This window comes from Nesterenkonia sandarakina (assembly GCF_014138825.1).
Lineage (GTDB): Bacteria > Actinomycetota > Actinomycetes > Actinomycetales > Micrococcaceae > Nesterenkonia > Nesterenkonia sandarakina.
This window is the reverse complement of the sequence record NZ_JACJIH010000001.1, coordinates 443,443-461,261: the sequence shown is the minus strand read 5'-3', so window position 1 is coordinate 461,261 and position 17,819 is coordinate 443,443. Positions and strand designations below refer to the sequence as shown.

The window sequence follows — 17,819 nt, the reverse complement described above, 5'->3', positions numbered from 1 at the left end:
GCCGCTGTGCCCTCCACCGCCCTGCTCACCGACCAGTATGAGCTCACCATGGTTCAGGCGGCGCTGGCCTCCGGGGCCGCCGGGCGGCGCTGCGTCTTCGAGGTCTTCACCCGGCACCTTCCGGCGGGCCGGCGCTACGGCGTCCTCGCCGGCACCGGGCGGATGCTCGAAGGCCTGGAGGAGTTCCGCTTCGGCGGGCCCGAGATCGACTGGCTGCGCGCACGCGGCATCGTGGATGAGCCCACGTTGGAGTTCCTCACCGACTACCGGTTCTCCGGGGACATCCACGGCTACGCCGAGGGCGAGGTCTTCATGCCAGACTCCCCGGTGCTGCGCGTGGAGGCGAGCTTCGCGGAGGCCTGCCTGCTGGAGACCTATGTGCTCTCCGTGCTCAACCATGACTCTGCCATCGCCTCGGCGGCCTCCCGGATGACCGTGGCCGCCGGGGACCGGCCCTGTGTGGAGATGGGATCTCGCCGCACCCAGGAGTTCAGCGCCGTCGCGGCGGCCCGGGCGGCCGCCGTCGCCGGCTTCAGCGCCACCTCGAACCTGGAGGCCGGGCGCCGCTGGGGCCTGCCCACCCTGGGCACGGCAGCCCATGCCTTCACGCTGCTCCACGACTCGGAGGAGGAGGCCTTCGAAGCCCAGGTCCGAGCCTTCGGTCCGGGCACCACCCTATTGGTGGACACCTACGACGTGGAGACGGCGGTGCGCCGGGCGGCGTCCATCGCCGGTCCCGAGCTGGGTGCAGTCCGGCTGGACTCAGGAGACCTGGTGGAGCAGGCCGGGGAGGTGCGTGCGCTGCTGGACTCCCTGGGCAATACCGGCACCCGGATCATCGTCTCCTCGGATCTCGACGAACACGCCATCGCGCGCCTGCAGTCGGCTCCGGTGGACTCCTACGGGGTGGGCACGAAGCTGGTCACCGGTGGCGGCTCCCCCACCGCCGCGATGGTCTACAAGCTGGTCTCCCGCACCGACGACGACGGCGCCGCGGTCGCCGTGGCGAAGAACGCCCCGGGCAAGTCCAGCGTGGGCGGGGTGAAACATCCGCTGCGCCGCCTGGATGAGACCGGGCGCGCCGATGCCGAGCTGATCGGGGTCGGGGCTGCCCCGCATCTCGCGGACCGGGACACTCGCGAGCTGATGGCGCCGCTGGTCCGTGACGGGGTCATCGCCGCCGAACATGTCGGCGCGGCGGGAGTGGCCAACGCGCAGCGCCGACACGCCGCGTCCCTGGCCGAGCTCCCGCCTGCCGCCAAGCGTCTGCAGCACGGGGACCCGGTGCTGCCCACGATCTTCAGCTGACCGCGTCTGAGGTGTGCCGGTTCACGGCAGCGTCATTGAGGATGCAGATGACCTCGGCGTTCTCCGGCCCCACAGCGCTGAGCCCATGCGGGCGCAGCGTGTCGAACTCGGCGGCCTCGCCGGGCCCGAGCAGGATCTCCTCCTCCCCGAGCTGCAGACGCAGGCGTCCTGTGAGCACGTAGAGCCACTCATAGCCGTCGTGGCTGCCCAGCTCTGGAAGCGGCGGGCGCGGCACGTAGCTGATCTTGTAGGTGTGCACCGGAGATGATTCTGGGGAGAGCGGCTGCACGAGCATGCCGTTGCGCTCCCAGGCATCGCGCTGCACCCGCGGGTCCGGACTGGAAGAGACCAGCAGCTCATCCACCGTGATGCCCAGGCAGCGCGTGACCGGCAGCAGCAGCTCCAGGCTGGCCTGGCGCTTGCCCGATTCCAGGCGCGAGAGGGTGCTCGGTGAGATTCCCGCGCCGCGGGCGAGCCGGTCCAGGGTCCAACCACGACTGGTGCGCGCCGATCGCAGCCGCAGGCCCAGCTGAGCGAGTTCTTCCATGCTCCCAGTCTGAGCACTTATTGCCATTTCAGCAAGACGTGTTTCAGATTGCGGGGCCGAGGCGCATGCTGGTGCCATGAACAGCACAGCACAGGCAGACCGTTATGACGCGATCATCATCGGAGGCGGCGTCGCCGGACTCAGCGCCGCCCAATCACTGGGGCGGGCGCTGCGCAGGACGCTCATCCTCGACGCCGCCGAGCCTCGGAACCGCTTCGCCGGGCACATGCACAACGTCCTGGGCCATGACGGGACACCCCCTGCAGAACTGGTGTCGCGCGGACTCGCCGAGGCCCAGCGCTACGGGGTCGAACGCCTCACCGCCGGGGTGCACCGGGTGCGCGACTCCACCCGCGCCGACTCCGTGGACGGGACCGGGGCGCGCGAGCTCGTGGTCACGCTGGACTCGGGGGTCCAGCTCTTCACCCGCAGCGTCATCGCGGCCTCGGGCCTGACCGATGAGCTGCCCGAGATCCCCGGTCTGGCGCAGCACTGGGGCAGCAGCGTGCTGCACTGCCCGTACTGTCACGGATGGGAGTTTCGTGGTCAGCGCCTGGCGGTGCTGGCCACCAGCCCGATGCAGCTGCACCAGGCTCAGCTGCTGCGTCAGTGGAGCGACCGGCTGACCTACTTCAGCGCCGGGGCCGGAGAGCTGCCCGCGGAGACCCTCCAGCGGCTGCAGGCGCGCGGCGTCGTCGTGGAACCGACCCCGGTGAAGGAGGTGCTCGGGGACGGGACCGCGGTGACCGGGGTGGTGCTGGAGGATTCGCGCAGCATCGCCCTCGACGCGATCTTCACCGCAGGCAGACTCATCCCGCGCGACGGCTATCTGCGCGATCTCGGGCTCGAGCGCGAGGAGACCATGGTGGGCAGCTTCGTGAAGGTCGATGCGATGGGACAGACCTCCCATGAGCGGACCTGGGCCGCCGGAAACGTGGCCGCGCCGATGGCGACGGTCCCGGCATCGATGGGTATGGGCAGCTTCGCCGGAGCGGCGGCCAACGGGGCCTTGGTCAACGAGGAGTTCGATCTCGCCGCGGCCGGGAAGAACCAGTAACGTGGAGGGTGAGCGGGCGCATCAACCGTGCGCTCGCGCACCCTTTCCCGGAGCTTCCCGATCAGGAGGATGTAGTGGCCCAGGCGCTGATCATTGTCGATGTGCAGCAGGACTTCTGTGAGGGCGGAGCACTCGCGGTCGCGGGCGGAGCTCAGGTCGCCAGCGAGATCAGTGAGTTCCTCGAGGACAGCTATGCCGAGTTCGACGCGATACTGACCACCCAGGACTGGCACATCGATCCGGGCCCGCATTTCTCCGCGACCCCGGATTTCACGGTGAGCTGGCCCGAGCACTGCGTGGCCGGCACCCCGGGTGCCGAGCTGCATCCCAACCTCGACACCGAGCACGTGGACGCCCGGTTCCTCAAGGGGCTCTACTCCGACGGCTACTCCGGGTTCGAAGGACTTGAGGGCGACCCGGAGAAGGTCGGCAGCCTGGAGGGCGAGAACGGAGCCAAAGTGGGTCCGGCGGCCGCCATCGCCGAGGGCGCGGCGGACCTCCACGCGTGGCTGCAGGCCCAGGACATCGACGCCGTGACGATCGTGGGGATCGCCACCGACCACTGCGTGCGCGCCACGGTGCTCGATGCGGTGGAGAACGACTTCCGAGTCCGGGTGATCCGGGAGCTCACGGTGGGCGTCAGCGAGGATTCCGTCCAGGAGGCCTACGCGGAGTTCGACGCCGCCGAGGTCGAGGTCGTCAGTCTCGACGACCTCTGAGCAACAGCCGCTGAGCCAGCGGCATCACTTGCGCCCGACGAACCACATCTGGATCTTCTTCAGCCGTTCCTCGAGCTGAGCCTGCGTGGCCTGACCCACCGCAGGCCCGCCGCAGGCATCACGAAGCTTGGTATGGATGCTGCCCTGGTGCATCCCGGTCTTCGCGGCATAGGCCGAGACCGACTTGTTCAGCGTGGCCCGCAGGGTCTTGAGCTGCCGGTGGTCCACCACCGGTTCCGCCGGCGCAGTCGCCGTCGTGGGTTTCCGGCGCAGCTGATCCGCCTGGTGCTGGCGCAGCAGCGTGGAGACCTGCTCGGGTTCCAGGAGGCCGGGGATGCCGAGGAAGTCGAGCTCCTCCTCGGAGCCCATGGCGCCGCCGAGGCCGAACTCCGCGCCGTCGAAGAGGACCTTGTCGAAGGACGCGTTGGAATGCAGCGCCGCGAACTCGCCGCGCTCCAGGCTCTCCGAGCCACGCTCCTCCCGGTTCGCGGCCGCCAGGAGATCATCATCGAGTGCCTCCTCCGGATCCTCGGCGGCCGAGCGCGGGACCTCCAGGGCGTGATCGCGCTCCTGCTCCATCTCGTTGGCCAGAGTGGTCAGCACCGGCACCGAGGGCAGGAAGACCGAGGCCACCTCCGCCTTCTTGCGCAGCCGCACGAAGCGACCCACGGCCTGGGCGAAGAACAGCGGTGTGGAGGTGGAGGTGGCGTAGACGCCGACGCACAGACGCGGCACGTCGACGCCCTCTGAGACCATCCGCACCGCGACCATCCACAGCTTCGAAGGGTCCTCGGAGAACGCCTCGATCTGGTTCGATGCGCCCTTGTCATCGGAGAGCACGACGGTGGTCTTCTGCCCGGTGAGCGCGTCCAGCTGCGCGGCATAGGCGCGCGCGGTCTCGTGATCGGTGGCGATCACCAGTCCCCCGGCGTCGTCGATCTTGTCGCGGACCTTCAGCAGACGCTGATGCGCCGCCCGGAGCACCGAGGGGATCCACTCCCCCTCCGGGTTCAGCGCTGTGCGCCACGCGTGGTTGGTGATGTCCTTGGTGGCCGCGGCCCCGAGCTGAGCCTCCATCTCCTCACCGGTGGAGGTCCGCCAGCGCATGTTCCCGGAGTAGGCCATGAAGACCACTGGGCGGACCACCCGGTCCTTCAGCGCGGGCCCGTAGGTGTAGGCGTAGTCGGCCTTGGACCGGCGCACGCCGTCGCCGTCCTCCACATAGTCCACGAACGGGATCGGGGAGGTGTCGGAGCGGAACGGGGTGCCGGTCAGGGCGAGCCGGCGCACCGCAGGGTCGAAGGCCTCACGCACGCCGTCGCCCCAGGAGAGCGCATCACCGGCATGGTGGATCTCGTCGAAGATCACCAGGGTGCGCCCAGCCTCGGTCTTGTTCCGGTGCAGCGCGGGCTTGTTCGCCACCTGGGAGTAGGTCACCACCACCCCGATGTACTGCCGTCCGTGGCGGCCGTCGGAGTTCTTGAAGTTCGGGTCCAGGGCCAGACCCACACGGCCGGCGGCGTCGGCCCACTGCCGCTTCAGGTGCTCGGTGGGCGCCACCACGTAGATCCGGTTGACCTCGCCGGATTCCACAAGCAGCTTCGCCACGCGCAGCGCGAAGGTGGTCTTGCCGGCCCCGGGGGTCGCCACCGCGAGGAAGTCCTTGGGTCGGCGCTGGATGTAGAGGTCCAGCGCCTCCTGCTGCCACTGCCGCAGGGTGCCCGCGGTGCCGTGCGCGGCGCGGTGCGGGTAGACCGGCGGTAGGGATCTGCCGACATCGGTGCCGACGTCGAAAAGCGTCTCAGACTGCTCCACTGGGTTCTGTGCTCAGCAGGTTCAGCTGCGGCCGAAGCCGAAGAAGCCGCGCTTGCCGCCCGAGTCGCCGCCGGACTCGCCGTCGCCGCCCATCATCTCTTCGTAGATCTCTTTGCACTCCGGGCACACCGGGAACTTCTTGGGGTCCCGGGACGGGATCCAGACCTTCCCGCACAGCGCCACCACGGCGCCGCCCTCCAGGGCCGACTCCATGATCCGGTTCTTGTTCACGTAGTGCGCGAAGCGCTCGTGGTCACCGGGCTCGGAGAGCTGCTCCTGGTGCTCGCGCTCGATGGTCGCCGCTCCCGCCGGGGCCGCAGCCGGATCGGCGGTGTGCATGTGCCCAGGGCCGGCGTGCCGGGCGGCCGGGGCGCCGAAGCGGGCGTCAGCGGGCTGGAGTCCGTTCTCGATGACCATCATGGGAACCATTCTAGCCAGCCGCGGCGAGCACATCATCTCCGGGCGACCCTGTGTCCATCACGAGCGCCACCGCCCTGGCGGGGCGGCGCCCATCGCCTGCGCCTCAGTACCGGCTCACCTGCTGGAAGAGCTCGGGCTGGCTGCGCTCGTAGACCCGCGCGCCCAGACGCACCCCGAGCCAGACCAGCCCCGCACCCTTGAGCACCGAACCGACACCGAGCACCCAGGCCAGCCAGGCCTCGCCGCTGACCAGGAGGAAGAAGACCAGGATCAGCTCAGGCAGCATCAGCGCCAGGGCGGAGAGCATCATGCCCAACTGCACGATCATCAGCCGGCCGGTGGAGCCGGAGGGCTGTGTCAGCGGCCCGTCCCCGGGCTTGGGAACCGGGTAGGTGAAGCGCGCGGAGATCAGGCAGGAGAGCCCGGAGGCGCTGAGGAGCACGCCCACGCTGACTCCCACCAGGGCCACGGTGGTGCCTGGGGTCGTGAACATCACGGCCGGCACAAGTGCTGCCAGCACCGTGGCCGGCAGCCCGAAGACCAGCAGGCCGACCAGACGGCCCAGGCGGTCCGCCGTCCCGGAGACCCCGCTGGTGATGTGCAGGGCGAAGGCCGAGTGGTCGTAGGAGATGTCGGCGGAGATCGCATAGCCCAGGGTGAAGCCGAAGACCGGCCCCAGCGCGAGCAGCACCCAGACGGCATCGGTCTGGAAGTACATCACCAGGGCAAGCACGACCAGCGCCGGCAGGACCACCAGGGTGCCGCCGTAGCGGGTGTCCTTGAGCCAGTAGGTGCTGGCCCGGGCCGCCACCGCGCCCCAGGGTGTGGCCGGGAACCGGCCCAGCAGCCCGAGCCCGCTGGCCTGCTTGGACCCCGAGGAGCTCTGCACAGCGGGCTGTTCGGTGATCTTCACCAGTCCGGCGCGGATCACGACGACGGCGAGCACCACCGTGGCGAGCAAGACCCCCAGCCGCAGCAGCATCGCACCCCAGGCGCCCGCCGCGGCGTCGGCGGGCAGCGCGGCACCGGCACCCAGCGGGGTGTAGGCCAGGAAATCGACCACCGCGGGGATGGCATCGGAGAGTGAGGCGAACGCACTCTGCAGACCGACCATGATCGGGTAGAGCATCACCATCAGGCTCAGCGCCAGCACGGCCAGGAAGTCCCGAGACCGGCGACCGCTGAACCAGGCTCTGATCGAGGTGGTCACCGCCTGGGAGACCAGGCTGAAGGTGATCAGCAGCAGCGGCAGCGTGAGCAGGGACGTGGCGGCGGCAGCGAGATCCCATCGCCAGTGCAGCACCTGACCGATCAGCCAGATCAGGGTGAGCACCGCGCCGATGGAGATCAGACCGGTCACCGCCAGTCCCAGGATCAGTCCGCGACGAGAGATGCCGTAGGTGATGAACTGCCGCGGATTCATCGCCGCGTCCGCACCGGAGATGAACACCGGGATGATCAGCCACAGCAGGAAGACCGCCGAGCCCATCAGCACGCTGGCGGTCCTCACGAACTCTGGATCGGCGACGTCCGCCGCGCCCTCCATCACCTGCAGCGAGAACACCATCCCCACCATGCCCAGGCCGTAGAGCCCGGCGAAGATGGTGCCCAGGATGTGCCAGACGGACTGGTTGAAGCCGTTGAAGGTCAGGTCCTTCTTGAGTCGGATCAGAGTTGCAACCACGCCAGCTCCTGATCTCCACCCTCGAGTCCGACCAGCTCCACGAATCGCGTCTCAAGGTCCGAGCCTGCGCGCACCTCATCCAGGGTGCCGGAGGCCAACAGGCGGCCCTCGGCGATGATGCCCACATGGGAACACATCCGCTGCACCAGGTCCATCACGTGGCTGGAAAGGATCACGGTGCCCCCGGAGGACACATAGGACTCCAACAGCCCACGGATGGTGCGGGCTGAGACCGGGTCCACGGCCTCGAAGGGTTCATCGAGGACCAGCAGCTCCGGGGCGTGCACCATGGCCGAGGCCAGTGCGATCTTCTTGGTCATGCCGGCCGAATAGTCCTGGACCAGCTTTCCCTGGGCGTCCTGCAGACCGAGCACCCGGAGCAGATCGGCGGTGCGAGACTCCACGGTGTCACGGTCCATGCCGCGCAGCAGTCCGGCATAGGCCACCAGCTGGGCCCCGGTGAGCTTGTTGAACAGCGTCACCCCGTCCGCGAGCACTCCCATCGAGCGCTTCGCCTCCCAGGGCTGCTCCCAGACATCGACACCCACAACCTCGGCAGTGCCGGCATCGGGGCGCATCAGTCCGGTGGCCATCGAGAGGGTCGTGGTCTTCCCGGCTCCGTTGGGACCCACGAAGCCGTAGAACGAGCCGCGCGGCACATCCAGGTCCAGGGTCTCCACTGCCTCGGTCTGACCGAAGGTCTTGGACAGCCCGCGCAGTCGAAGTGCAGGCGTGGTCTGACTGGCTGAATTCATGCTTCGAGCCTACCCACCCCAGATCAGCGCCGCCTCAGCCCTGAGAGGGACATCGTGAGCCTCGGTCGTGGAACCGAGGCCGAGTCCTAGAAGAGAGCCCTGGCCAGCTGCCGGCGCGAGGCCGAGACCCGCGGGTCGCTGTCCCCGGTGATCGAGTAGAGCTCCACCAGATGTGCCCGAGCCGTCTCCCGATCCTCGCCGAAGTGGGTCTGGATGAACCGGACCAGTCGGGAGAAGGCATCTTCCACGTGGCCTCCGAGCACGTCCAGATCCGCGACGGCGATCTGCGCGTCGACGTCGTCCGGGTTCCCGGCGGCAGCCTCTCGAGCCTGGGCCAGGTCGGCTCCGGTGGTGCGCTGGAGCAGCTTCACCTGCGCCAGGCCGATCTTGGCGTCCTCGTCGTCGGGCTTCTCCTTGATGGCCTGCTCGTAGGCCTTCGCGGCGGCGGCGTAGTCGCTGTTCTCCAGCGCCTGAAGCGCCTCTTGGTGCAGCGGCGGCAGCTCCGGCTCGGCCGGGGGCTCCTGGCCCTCGACGACCCGGGTCGACTGCGCGGGGAGCTTCTGGGTCATTCCGTTCTGCGTCGCCATCTGGACCATCTGGGTGACCAGCTGTGCGAGCTGCTCGGCGGGCACCGAGGCGTCGAACTCACCGACCGGCCGCCCACCGATGAAGGCGGTGGCCACCGGCACCTGGTCGGCGCTCTGCGCCAGTTCCGGGTGGGCAGAGGAGTCGATCTCGGCCAGGAGCAGCCGGCCCTGCTGGGCGTCGACCAGGTCCTCCAGAGTGGCCTTCATCGTCGTGGAGGCGGGGTCGGTGCCATGGATGAGCACGATCACCGGGGCCTGCGCTGAGAGCTCGACCACCTGCTGCAGCTGCTGCGGCTGCACCTGGACCGCCCAGCTGTTGGGCGCCCCCGAGGGGGCCGGTGTCGTCGGGCCTGGGGCTGCTGCGCCGCCCGGGGTTGAGGGGGCAGGAGCGGAGCCCGCACCAGCGGCGAAGCCGGAGAGGTCCACCGCTCCCCGGGCATCGACTCGGCGGGACTGTGGTTCCTGGGCGGACTCTGTCACTGCGGCTCTCCTTGCACGTCGGCGTCGATCATGGCGGTCCTGCAGACCGTACTCCGGCTGAGGAGATCAGTCGAGAATGTTGACCTCGTTCACAATATCGTGGACTCCGAGCACCACGACCCGTTCCCCATCCTCGGCCGGGATGTGCAGGATCATCGACTCCCGATTGACGATGTCCACGTCCTCGGTGGTGGACTCGGTGCCGGCGAGCTCGGCGGTCACCCCGGAGAGGTTGATAGAGGCCCCGTCATCGGGCCGCAGCCGGGTGGTGGAGTCGAAGCTGCCGATCGCGATCACCGAACCGTCGGGCAGGCGCATCGCGGTGCTGCCCTCGGTGATCAACGGACGGGTGTAGGAGATGCTGAGGTCCTCGGCACCCTCTCGAAGCTCGTCCTGGTACCCCTGCAGGTCCTCGATGTAGGCGTTCTCCTCGACGCTCATGCCGAAGTAGTACTCGCGGTTGTTCAAGAACACCGCCACCCGCTCCATGGCGTGGTTGGCGGCGAACCGTGCTTCTTCAGCGTCGGGATCCACCGGCTCCACACCGCCGTCCTCGGCGGAGATGGCGGGGAACTCCGTGCCGGGGACCATGAGCACCGACTGGGTGAGCTCATAGTTCTCCCGTGGCGAGGCCTGTTCGATGACCAGCACCTGCGGGATCTCGGCCTCGGCCTCCTGGGTGATCACCACGGCCTGGCGAGGGAAGTCTGTGCCGGAGGTCACCGCGGCGCTGAGGATCTGGGTGCCGATCGCGTCCGGGAGGACCTCGTCGTCGATCTCGTGGTTGCGGTAGGTCAGCTCCCGGACCTGGGCAGCGTTTCCGGAGACTCTCGGGGAGAGCAGATCCGCGTCGAACTCGGCGTCCGCAGCAGCGGTCGTCTCCGCGATCTCATCGATGATCCCCTGCAGCTGGGACTCCAGCAGCACCGAGTAACCGGCGTCTTCTCCGTCTTCCGCCTCGACCTCTTCGGCCTCGACATCCTCGGTCTGGGCCGACTCATCCTCGGCGGGATCCTGCGAGAGATCCTGTGCGTCGGCCAGAAGCACCGACGGGCTCAGCGCCAGGACGACGCCGGCAGCGGTGGCCACGGAACGGCTGCGCCAGGTGCGCCCCTGGCGGGTCTCGTCCTCCGGGTCATCCTGCGCATCCGCAGCGGCGGGGTCCTCGGGGTGATTCCCCGGGACCGGGTCGATCCGCCCGGTTTCCTCGGGATCCTCGGCGATGTCCTGGTCAGTCTCGCGATCCTTCAGCGCCTCGGGGTCGTGGGTGCTCTCGGTGGTGGAGATCGATCCCATGACCCCGGTCAGCTCGTTCTCGGCGGGATCGAGGTCCTGGGAGCCGGCTTCACGAACAGCTTCGTCCTCACCGTGGTTCTGGTTCATCTCGTCCTCAGTGCTGATCGGGTCGGTGGCGCTGGACTCCTCGGGATCACCGGCAGCCCAGGTGGTTGCGGTGCCGGTGGTTGCGGTGCCGGTGGTTGCAGTGCCGGTGGTTGCGGCAGGAGCCGCGGCACCCGTGGCCCCGGCGGTAGCTGTGGCGCCCGCAGCGGCGGCAGCTGAGGCTCCCGTGGTTGAGGTCCCGGCTGTAGCCGCGGTGCCCGAAGCGGTGGCATCGCCGGAGGCGTCATGATCGCGCGTGCCCACCGCCGCCGGCTCGGCCTCGCGATCGCGCCGACGGGCTGCCAGCGCGCGGTAGAGCAGGAAGATACCCAGCAGGATCGAGAGCGCGCCCAGCACGATGAGCACCGTGCCCAGCAGGCTGTCCTCTTCCTCGGGAAGCTCCACGGTCACGGCCGCGGGTGCTGGCTCCTCGCCGTCTCGGAAGATCAACAGGCTCCACTCGCCGCTGTCATCCGGGGCGCTCCAGCGGTACCGGAGGTCCCCTTCTGTGGTCTCACTGGCGGCCCAGAGATCCGAGCCGCTGGGATCCGGCACCGTGGCTTCACCCTCGGTGTACTGCGTCTCGATGGTGGCCGGCGCGTCCTCGGTGCCCTCCTGGACCGCCCCGATGGTGACGTGTGCGGCGTCGCCCACCCAGGCCTCGATGTCCTGGGTGCGTGCCAGGGCGATGGTGTATTCACCCTCGGCGCTGATCGTGAACTCCTCGCGCTCCTGCTCCGGGTCGATCAGATCTTCACCGATCACGGTCAGCGGAGCGTCCTGGACCTCCTGGGTCGCAGCGGTGGGGACCTCGTCGGAGGCCCAGACGGTGAGCAGCCCCACTCCGATGCCCGCCAGGAGCAGACCCAGGATGAAAGCGATGATGGAAGCGGGGAAACGCACGGGTGTGAGGTCCTTGATCGGAGGGAGCTGTGGTTCAACTTCCTAGACTACCGAAGATAACGATCGGATCACAGTCCGAGTGCCCGCCGAACGCGCCGATCCGGGGTGATGGTGTCCTGCGACCGCCGCGTGACTAAGCTGAACCCGTGACAGAGTCCGAGCGGCACCCTCAGAGACCGGGCCCGGATGGCCAGCCCGGGGCGGACGCGTCGGCGGGGACCGACTCGACAGCCGGCTCCACCTCGAGTGCCGGCGCCGACTCGACAGCCGGGTCCCCCTCGAGAGCCGGGGCTGAGCCAGGATCTGGGACTGATTCGAGACGACGGGGCCGGCTCGGCGCCGGTTCCACCTCGCGCCGCCTGACCGCCTTCCGGGGAGGCCTGCAGAGCGGGGTGCGCAGCCTTCGCTCCGCCCGGGCCCAGAGATCCGCGGCGGCTCCGCCGGAGTTCGACCAGTATGGTCTTCCGCCGGTCTCCGCGGAACACATCGAGAAGGCCGCCTCCTACGCCACGCGTCCGGTCTACACCGGATTCATGCTGACCCTCGGGGTCGGTCTGGCGCTGCTGGTCTTCTACGTGGCCCAGGCGAACACGCAGCTTCTGGTCTGGATCGCCGCGGCACTGTTCATCGCCATCGGGCTGGATCCGGTGGTGCGCAGCCTGGAACGTGCCGGCCTCCCCCGCCCGGCGGGTGTGGCCGCGACCATCAGCGCCTTCGTCCTGGTCGTGGCGACGTTCATCGCCGCCCTGGCCCCGATGGTCGCGGAGCAGACGGCCACCTTCGTCCGCTCGCTGCCGGCGCTGGTCAACGACATCTCCGGCTCGGAGTGGTTCCGCCGCGTGGAGGAGGACTTCGAGGTCCAGCAGATCATCGACACCGAGGTCAACCGGTTCATCTCCGACCCGACGAACATCACCAATGCGCTCGGTGGCCTGTTCGGGGTGGGGACGGCCATCCTGACCACCGGACTCGGCACCCTGGTGGTGTTCGTGCTCGCGATCTACTTCCTGTCCTCGCTGCCGGTGATGACAGCCTGGGCGTACCGTCTGGCGCCGCGATCGAACCGGGACCGGGTGCAGCATCTCGGAGATCGGATCCTCGACGGCATCGGGCACTATGTGATCGGTCAGGCCTGCGTGGCGGTGCTCAACGGGCTCGTCGCCTATATCGCCATCAGCATCGCCGGGGTGCCCTTCGGCGTGCTCTTCGCCGTGGTGGCCGGGGTCCTGGCATTCATCCCGCTGGTCGGCCCGGTCACCGGGGGCACCCTGGTCACTCTGGTCGCGCTCACCGTGGACTGGCAGACCGCCGCCACGTTCGCCGCCATATACTTCGTCTACCTGCAGGTGGAGGCGTATCTGGTCTCACCCCGGATCATGGCGCGCGCAGTCCGGATCCCGGCCGCCGTCGTCGTCATCTCAGTGATCGCCGGGGGCACCCTGCTCGGGGTGCTCGGGGCCCTGATGGCGATCCCCACCGCGGCCGCCGTGATGCTGCTCACCCGCGAGGTGCTCATCCGCCGCCAGGACGCGCGCTAGCAGCACGCTCACCCCAGCCGCGTGCCGTGGATCGCACCCGGCCGAGCAGCGAGGAGCTGAGACCTCTCAGCCGGCGTTCAGCCGATCCGCCAGCAGTGGCTGTGCCAGTGCCGACGTTCAGCCGCGGCGTGCTCATCGCCGAAGATCGAGTCCGCGCGCCAGGCGACCACATGGGCGGTCCCGGCCGGGACCGGCAACTGGCAGCCCGGGCAGGTGTAGCTCTTCTGCGCGGCGGAGGCGGAGATGTGCCTTACGTGGTACTCCCCGTCTCGGCGCCGGACGGTTCCGGTGGAGAACGCACCCTGGCCGAAGACGCCCGTGGAGAGCGGCCGGTGCTCGCGCTGCCACTTCGACGCGCGCCGTCCGGGGCCCCTCGCTGACTTCGCCATGATCCCATTGTTCCAGCTGCCGGAGCCGATGCGGCACCGGTAGCCGGACCGGGTAGGATCAGGCACCGTGCGATTGGTAATTGCGACCTGCTCAGTGTCCTACTCCGGCCGGCTCAACGCCCACCTGGCTCAGGCGACGCGCCTGCTCATGGTCAAGGCCGACGGCGGCGTGCTCATCCACTCCGACGGCGGCTCCTATAAGCCGCTGAACTGGATGTCGCCCCCGGCCACCATGCGGGTCAGCGCACCCGACGAGCAGCAGCGCGAAGCTGGGATCAGCGAGGTCTGGACCGTCTCTGCGACCAAGAGCGACGACACCCTGCGCATCCTGATCAGTGAGGTCCACGAGGACGTCTCGCATGACCTCGGGGTGGATCCCGGTCTGGTCAAGGACGGCGTGGAGTCTGATCTGCAGCGGCTGCTCGCGGAGCAGATAGAGCTGCTCGGCTCCGGACACCGGCTGATCCGCAGGGAGCACCCCACCCCGATCGGCCCGGTGGACATCCTGGCCCGCGGCCCGCAGGGCAGCGTGGCCGTGGAGCTCAAGCGTCGCGGGGACATCGACGGCGTGGAACAGCTCACCCGCTACCTGGACCTGCTCAACCGGGATCCGCTGCTGGCCCCGGTGCAGGGAGTCTTCGCCGCCCAGCAGATCAAGCCGCAGGCGCGGACCTTGGCGGAGGATCGTGGCATCCGCTGCCTGGTGCTGGACTATGACGCGATGCGCGGAGTCGACGACGCCGACTCGCGCCTGTTCTGAGCAGCCCCGCTCAGCCCGGGGAGACCTCCGCCCGGTAGGTGGCCAGAGTCACGCCTCCGGGCAGCGCCTCCTGCGAGACCGGGGAGAAGCTGTGCGCAGACACCGCTGATCTGAACAGCGGGATTCCGTCACCGAGCACCAGTGGGTTGATCTTCAGCTGGATCTCATCGATCTCCCCGAGGAGCTGAGCGGCCAGCTCAGCACCGCCGCAGAGCCAGATGTCCCGCCCCGATCCGGCCTTGAGCTCGCGCACCGCCTCGAGAAGATCCCCCTGGATCACCTCTACTCCCGGCGCCTGCGGCAGGGCCCGATTGGCAGCCACGACCTGGCGCAGATGCGGATACGCTCCGCCGACCAGACCGGCGTCCACCGCTGGCTGGTAGGTGCGCCGGCCCATCAGCACGGTGTCGAAGCGACGCGGCTCCGCCGTCACCCCCAGCGCCTGGCGGGCGTGCGCCGGGCAGGTCTCCGGATAGCGCTGGAAGAGCGCGGCCAAGGTCTCAGGATCCAGCGGGAAGCTGGAGAAGTCTCCGGCCGGGTCCGCGATGAACCCGTCGATGCTGGTCGCGATGTAGTAGACGAGTTCACGCATGGCACGCTCCGCCGGTCTGGACCGGCCGGAGCCGGTGAGGATCGATGAGATCAATCTACCTCGGTCCCCAAGCAGCCCTGATACGCAAGCGGGCCCCCGGACTCGGTGAAGAGTCCGGGGGCCCGCCTGATGCGATGTGCCGTTGGGGCAGTACGCTCAGCTCTCGGTCAGCTCAGCCTTGTCCGCCACGATGGTCACCTGATCGGAGTCCACCGAGAAGAAGCCTCCGCTGACGTCGGCCTTCACAGGGGCGCCCTCGACGGGCTGGATGACCAGCTCACCTTCGGCCAGCAGCGAGAGCACCGGGGTGTGACCGGGCAGGATGCCGATGTCACCTTCCACTGTGCGCCCGCGCACCGACTTCGCGGCACCGGACCAGACGGCGTGGTCGCTGGCGACCACCTGGACGTCGAGTTCGGCCATGATCAGGACCTCTTCTGGATCTCGGAGTAGAGCCGCTCGACGTCATCGAGACCGCCGACGTTGTAGAACGCCTGCTCCGGGATGTGGTCGAGATCGCCGTTGGCGATGGCGTTGAAGCCCTCGATGGTGTCCTTGATGGACACGGTGGAGCCGTCCACGCCGGTGAACTGCTTCGCCGTGTAGGTGTTCTGGGACAGGAACTGCTCGATGCGGCGGGCTCGGGAGACGACGATCTTGTCCTCTTCGCCGAGCTCGTCGATGCCCAGGATCGCGATGATGTCCTGCAGCTCCTTGTTCTTCTGCAGGATCTGCTTCACCCGCGTCGCGGTGTCGTAGTGCTCCTGACCCACGTACTGCGGGTCCAGGATGCGCGAGGTGGAGCTCAGCGGATCCACAGCCGGGTAGAGGCCACGCGAAGCGATCGCACGGGAGAGCTCCGTGGTCGCATCCAGGTGCGCGAACACGTTCGCCGGCGCGGGGTCGGTGTAGTCATCGGCGGGGACGTAGACGGCCTGCATCGAGGTGATCGAGTGCCCACGGGTGGAGGTGATGCGCTCCTGGAGCACACCCATCTCGTCCGCGAGGTTGGGCTGGTAGCCCACAGCCGAGGGCATGCGGCCCAGCAGCGTGGAGACCTCGGAGCCGGCCTGCGAGAAGCGGAAGATGTTGTCGATGAAGAGCAGCACATCCTGGTTCTGCACATCGCGGAAGTACTCCGCCATGGTCAGCGCGCTCAGCGCCACACGCAGACGCGTGCCTGGCGGCTCATCCATCTGGCCGAACACCAAGGCGGTGTCCTTGAGCACGTTGGCCTCTTCCATCTCCACCCAGAGGTCGTTGCCCTCACGGGTGCGCTCACCGACGCCGGCGAACACCGAGGTGCCGCCGAAGTTACGGGCCACACGGGTGATCATCTCCTGGATGAGCACCGTCTTGCCCACACCGGCGCCGCCGAAGAGGCCGATCTTGCCGCCCTGGATGTAGGGGGTCAGCAGGTCGATCACCTTGATGCCGGTCTCCAGCATCTCGGTGGAGCCTTCCAGCGCCGCGAAGTTCGGAGCCGGACGGTGGATCGGCCAGCGATCGGTCACCTCGAGGTCCGAGATCGGCATGTCCAGGGTCTCGCCCAGGACGTTGAAGATGTGGCCCTTCACGGACTCGCCGACGGGCACCGAGATCGCGGATCCGGTGTCATGCACGGGGGTGCCGCGCACCAGGCCGTCGGTGGCCTGCAGCGAGATCGCGCGGATGAGGTTGTCGCCCAGGTGCGCGGCGGTCTCGAAGGTGATCCTGCGGGTCTCGCCGCCGAGGGTGACCTCGGAGGTGAGCGCGTTGTACATCGATGGGATGGAGTCGGCGGGGAACTCAATGTCCACGACCGGGCCGATCACCCGGGCGATGCGACCAGTCGCACCCGGCTGACCGGCTCCTCCGGAGCTCTGCTCTGCAGTAGTGGCAGTCATCTCTCTCACTTCACTTGATCTTGGATGATGTCAAAACGTCTGTTGTTGGCCTGCGGGAGTCCCCGTGGGCTAGCTCGAGGCCAGTGCGTCGGCACCCGCGATGAGCTCGCTGAGCTCCTGGGTGATCTCCGCCTGGCGAGCGTTGTTGCGCAACAGGGTGTACTTCTTGATGAGCTCGTCTGCATTGTCTGCAGCCGATTTCATCGCCCGCTGGCGTGCCGCGAGCTCCGAGGCGGAGGCTTCGAGCATCGCCGCGAAGATCTTGGACTCGATGTACCGCGGAAGCAGCGCATCGAGGACCTCCTCGGCGGCGGGCTCGAAGTCATACAGCGGAGTCGGCTCGTGCGTGGCTTCTGCTTCCTTCTCCACGAAGGCCAGTGGCAGCAGACGTCGCACCACCGGTTCCTGCTTCACCATGGACTGGAACTCGGTGAAGACGAGGTAGAGCTCGTCCACACCGCCCTCCTCGGTGGGCTGCAGGAAGCGGTCGACCAGCGTGCGGCCGATCTCCTGAGCGCGTTCCACCTCGGGGGCGTCCGTGTTGCCGGTCCAGACCTGGTCGTACTCCCGCTCGCGGAAGTCGTAGAAGGCCTGCGCCTTGCGTCCATAGAGGTACGGGCGGATCTCCTTGCCGTCCTCACGCAGGCGCTTGGTCAGGGCTTCGCCCCGTTTGAGCACATTCGTGGAGTAGGCGCCGGCGAGACCGCGGTCGCTGGTGAGGATCAGCACTGCCGCGCGGGTGGGGTTCTCCACCTTGGTGGTCAGCACATGATCGATGTCGTTCTGCGAGGCCACGGCGGAGACCGCTCGTGTGATGGCATCTGCGTATGGCGAGGCTGCCCGCGCACGGCTGCGTGCCTTGCCGATGCGAGACGTCGCGATCAGCTCCATCGCCTTGAAGATCTTCTTCATCGACGAGGTCGATGCGATCTTCTGGCGGTAGACCCGAATCTGGGCTCCCATGCTTGTCCTTCCCTGATGTCGTCCAGCAAGTGATCC

17 protein-coding genes are annotated in these 17,819 nt (G+C 68.4%); 5 read left to right on the top strand and 12 right to left on the bottom strand.

What is annotated here, in order from left to right:
• Positions 1-48 precede the first annotated feature (48 nt).
• Positions 49-1,308, top strand: coding sequence for a nicotinate phosphoribosyltransferase (locus HNR24_RS02155; protein WP_375139287.1), 1,260 nt, complete (start codon positions 49-51; stop codon positions 1,306-1,308).
• Here HNR24_RS02155 and HNR24_RS02150 read toward each other — a convergent pair.
• On the bottom strand, positions 1,301-1,855 hold the full coding sequence (locus HNR24_RS02150; protein WP_058888967.1) for a helix-turn-helix domain-containing protein: 555 nt from the start codon (positions 1,853-1,855) through the stop codon (positions 1,301-1,303). The genes HNR24_RS02155 and HNR24_RS02150 overlap by 8 nt on opposite strands.
• A gap of 76 nt (positions 1,856-1,931) precedes the next feature.
• Here HNR24_RS02150 and HNR24_RS02145 point away from each other — a divergent pair, with 76 nt between their 5' ends.
• Positions 1,932-2,912 (top strand): NAD(P)/FAD-dependent oxidoreductase, encoded by a 981-nt coding sequence (locus HNR24_RS02145; RefSeq protein WP_182494883.1) that lies wholly within the window; start codon positions 1,932-1,934, stop codon positions 2,910-2,912.
• Between the two features lie 74 nt (positions 2,913-2,986).
• Complete coding sequence (locus HNR24_RS02140; protein ID WP_058888965.1) at positions 2,987-3,631, top strand: isochorismatase family protein; 645 nt, start codon at positions 2,987-2,989, stop codon at positions 3,629-3,631.
• 24 nt (positions 3,632-3,655) lie between these two features.
• On the opposite strand, the gene HNR24_RS02135 is transcribed toward HNR24_RS02140, so the two are convergent.
• The 6 genes from HNR24_RS02135 to HNR24_RS02110 form a co-directional block, all read right to left on the bottom strand.
• Positions 3,656-5,446: a DEAD/DEAH box helicase gene (locus tag HNR24_RS02135; RefSeq protein ID WP_182494882.1), complete on the bottom strand. Its 1,791-nt coding sequence runs from the start codon at positions 5,444-5,446 to the stop codon at positions 3,656-3,658.
• 21 nt (positions 5,447-5,467) lie between these two features.
• Positions 5,468-5,785 carry a DUF3039 domain-containing protein gene (locus HNR24_RS02130; RefSeq protein ID WP_182496058.1) on the bottom strand — a complete coding sequence of 106 codons (318 nt, stop codon included), beginning with the start codon at positions 5,783-5,785 and terminating at the stop codon, positions 5,468-5,470.
• A 184-nt stretch (positions 5,786-5,969) separates the two neighbouring features.
• The gene (locus HNR24_RS02125) at positions 5,970-7,550 is read right to left on the bottom strand and encodes a hypothetical protein (protein ID WP_182494881.1); all 1,581 of its coding nucleotides are present in this window, start codon (positions 7,548-7,550) and stop codon (positions 5,970-5,972) included.
• Positions 7,535-8,305 carry an ABC transporter ATP-binding protein gene (locus HNR24_RS02120; protein ID WP_182494880.1) on the bottom strand — a complete coding sequence of 257 codons (771 nt, stop codon included), beginning with the start codon at positions 8,303-8,305 and terminating at the stop codon, positions 7,535-7,537. The genes HNR24_RS02125 and HNR24_RS02120 overlap by 16 nt, the downstream gene beginning before the upstream one ends.
• Positions 8,306-8,391: 86 nt before the next feature.
• Entirely contained in the window at positions 8,392-9,372 is a 981-nt protein-coding gene (locus HNR24_RS14205) for a co-chaperone YbbN (RefSeq protein WP_058888961.1), read from the bottom strand.
• A 66-nt stretch (positions 9,373-9,438) separates the two neighbouring features.
• On the bottom strand, positions 9,439-11,655 hold the full coding sequence (locus HNR24_RS02110; RefSeq protein ID WP_182494879.1) for a hypothetical protein: 2,217 nt from the start codon (positions 11,653-11,655) through the stop codon (positions 9,439-9,441).
• 392 nt (positions 11,656-12,047) lie between these two features.
• Between HNR24_RS02110 and HNR24_RS02105 the strand changes: the two genes are divergently transcribed.
• A complete protein-coding gene (locus HNR24_RS02105) occupies positions 12,048-13,193 on the top strand; it encodes an AI-2E family transporter (protein ID WP_232301783.1) in 1,146 nt (381 codons plus the stop codon).
• A gap of 77 nt (positions 13,194-13,270) precedes the next feature.
• Here the strand turns inward: HNR24_RS02105 and HNR24_RS02100 are convergent, their stop codons facing one another.
• Positions 13,271-13,648 carry an Rv1322 family protein gene (locus HNR24_RS02100; protein WP_058888959.1) on the bottom strand — a complete coding sequence of 126 codons (378 nt, stop codon included), beginning with the start codon at positions 13,646-13,648 and terminating at the stop codon, positions 13,271-13,273.
• Between the two features lies 1 nt (position 13,649).
• Here HNR24_RS02100 and nucS point away from each other — a divergent pair, with 1 nt between their 5' ends.
• Entirely contained in the window at positions 13,650-14,342 is a 693-nt protein-coding gene (gene nucS / locus HNR24_RS02095; protein WP_058888958.1) for an endonuclease NucS, read from the top strand.
• Positions 14,343-14,352: 10 nt separating this feature from the next.
• Here the strand turns inward: nucS and HNR24_RS02090 are convergent, their stop codons facing one another.
• From HNR24_RS02090 to HNR24_RS02075, 4 genes are all read right to left on the bottom strand, one after another.
• On the bottom strand, positions 14,353-14,934 hold the full coding sequence (locus HNR24_RS02090) for a dihydrofolate reductase family protein (protein ID WP_182494878.1): 582 nt from the start codon (positions 14,932-14,934) through the stop codon (positions 14,353-14,355).
• Positions 14,935-15,090: 156 nt separating this feature from the next.
• Positions 15,091-15,357, bottom strand: a complete 267-nt coding sequence (locus HNR24_RS02085; protein WP_058888957.1) for a F0F1 ATP synthase subunit epsilon — start codon at positions 15,355-15,357, stop codon at positions 15,091-15,093.
• A gap of 2 nt (positions 15,358-15,359) precedes the next feature.
• Positions 15,360-16,820 carry a F0F1 ATP synthase subunit beta gene (atpD, locus tag HNR24_RS02080; RefSeq protein WP_058888956.1) on the bottom strand — a complete coding sequence of 487 codons (1,461 nt, stop codon included), beginning with the start codon at positions 16,818-16,820 and terminating at the stop codon, positions 15,360-15,362.
• A 69-nt stretch (positions 16,821-16,889) separates the two neighbouring features.
• Positions 16,890-17,783 (bottom strand): F0F1 ATP synthase subunit gamma, encoded by an 894-nt coding sequence (locus HNR24_RS02075; protein ID WP_058888955.1) that lies wholly within the window; start codon positions 17,781-17,783, stop codon positions 16,890-16,892.
• Positions 17,784-17,819: the final 36 nt, after the last annotated feature.

What these genes read in the sequence shown, in the direction of transcription:
- HNR24_RS02155 (WP_375139287.1), top strand. Translation starts at nt 49, where the DNA reads ATGGTTCAGGCGGCGCTGGCCTCCGGGGCCGCCGGGCGGCGCTGCGTC.
- HNR24_RS02150 (WP_058888967.1), bottom strand. Translation starts at nt 1,855, where the DNA reads ATGGAAGAACTCGCTCAGCTGGGCCTGCGGCTGCGATCGGCGCGCACC.
- HNR24_RS02145 (WP_182494883.1), top strand. Translation starts at nt 1,932, where the DNA reads ATGAACAGCACAGCACAGGCAGACCGTTATGACGCGATCATCATCGGA.
- HNR24_RS02130 (WP_182496058.1), bottom strand. Translation starts at nt 5,785, where the DNA reads ATGCACACCGCCGATCCGGCTGCGGCCCCGGCGGGAGCGGCGACCATC.
- HNR24_RS02120 (WP_182494880.1), bottom strand. Translation starts at nt 8,305, where the DNA reads ATGAATTCAGCCAGTCAGACCACGCCTGCACTTCGACTGCGCGGGCTG.
- HNR24_RS02090 (WP_182494878.1), bottom strand. Translation starts at nt 14,934, where the DNA reads ATGCGTGAACTCGTCTACTACATCGCGACCAGCATCGACGGGTTCATC.
- HNR24_RS02085 (WP_058888957.1), bottom strand. Translation starts at nt 15,357, where the DNA reads ATGGCCGAACTCGACGTCCAGGTGGTCGCCAGCGACCACGCCGTCTGG.
- atpD (WP_058888956.1), bottom strand. Translation starts at nt 16,820, where the DNA reads ATGACTGCCACTACTGCAGAGCAGAGCTCCGGAGGAGCCGGTCAGCCG.
- HNR24_RS02075 (WP_058888955.1), bottom strand. Translation starts at nt 17,783, where the DNA reads ATGGGAGCCCAGATTCGGGTCTACCGCCAGAAGATCGCATCGACCTCG.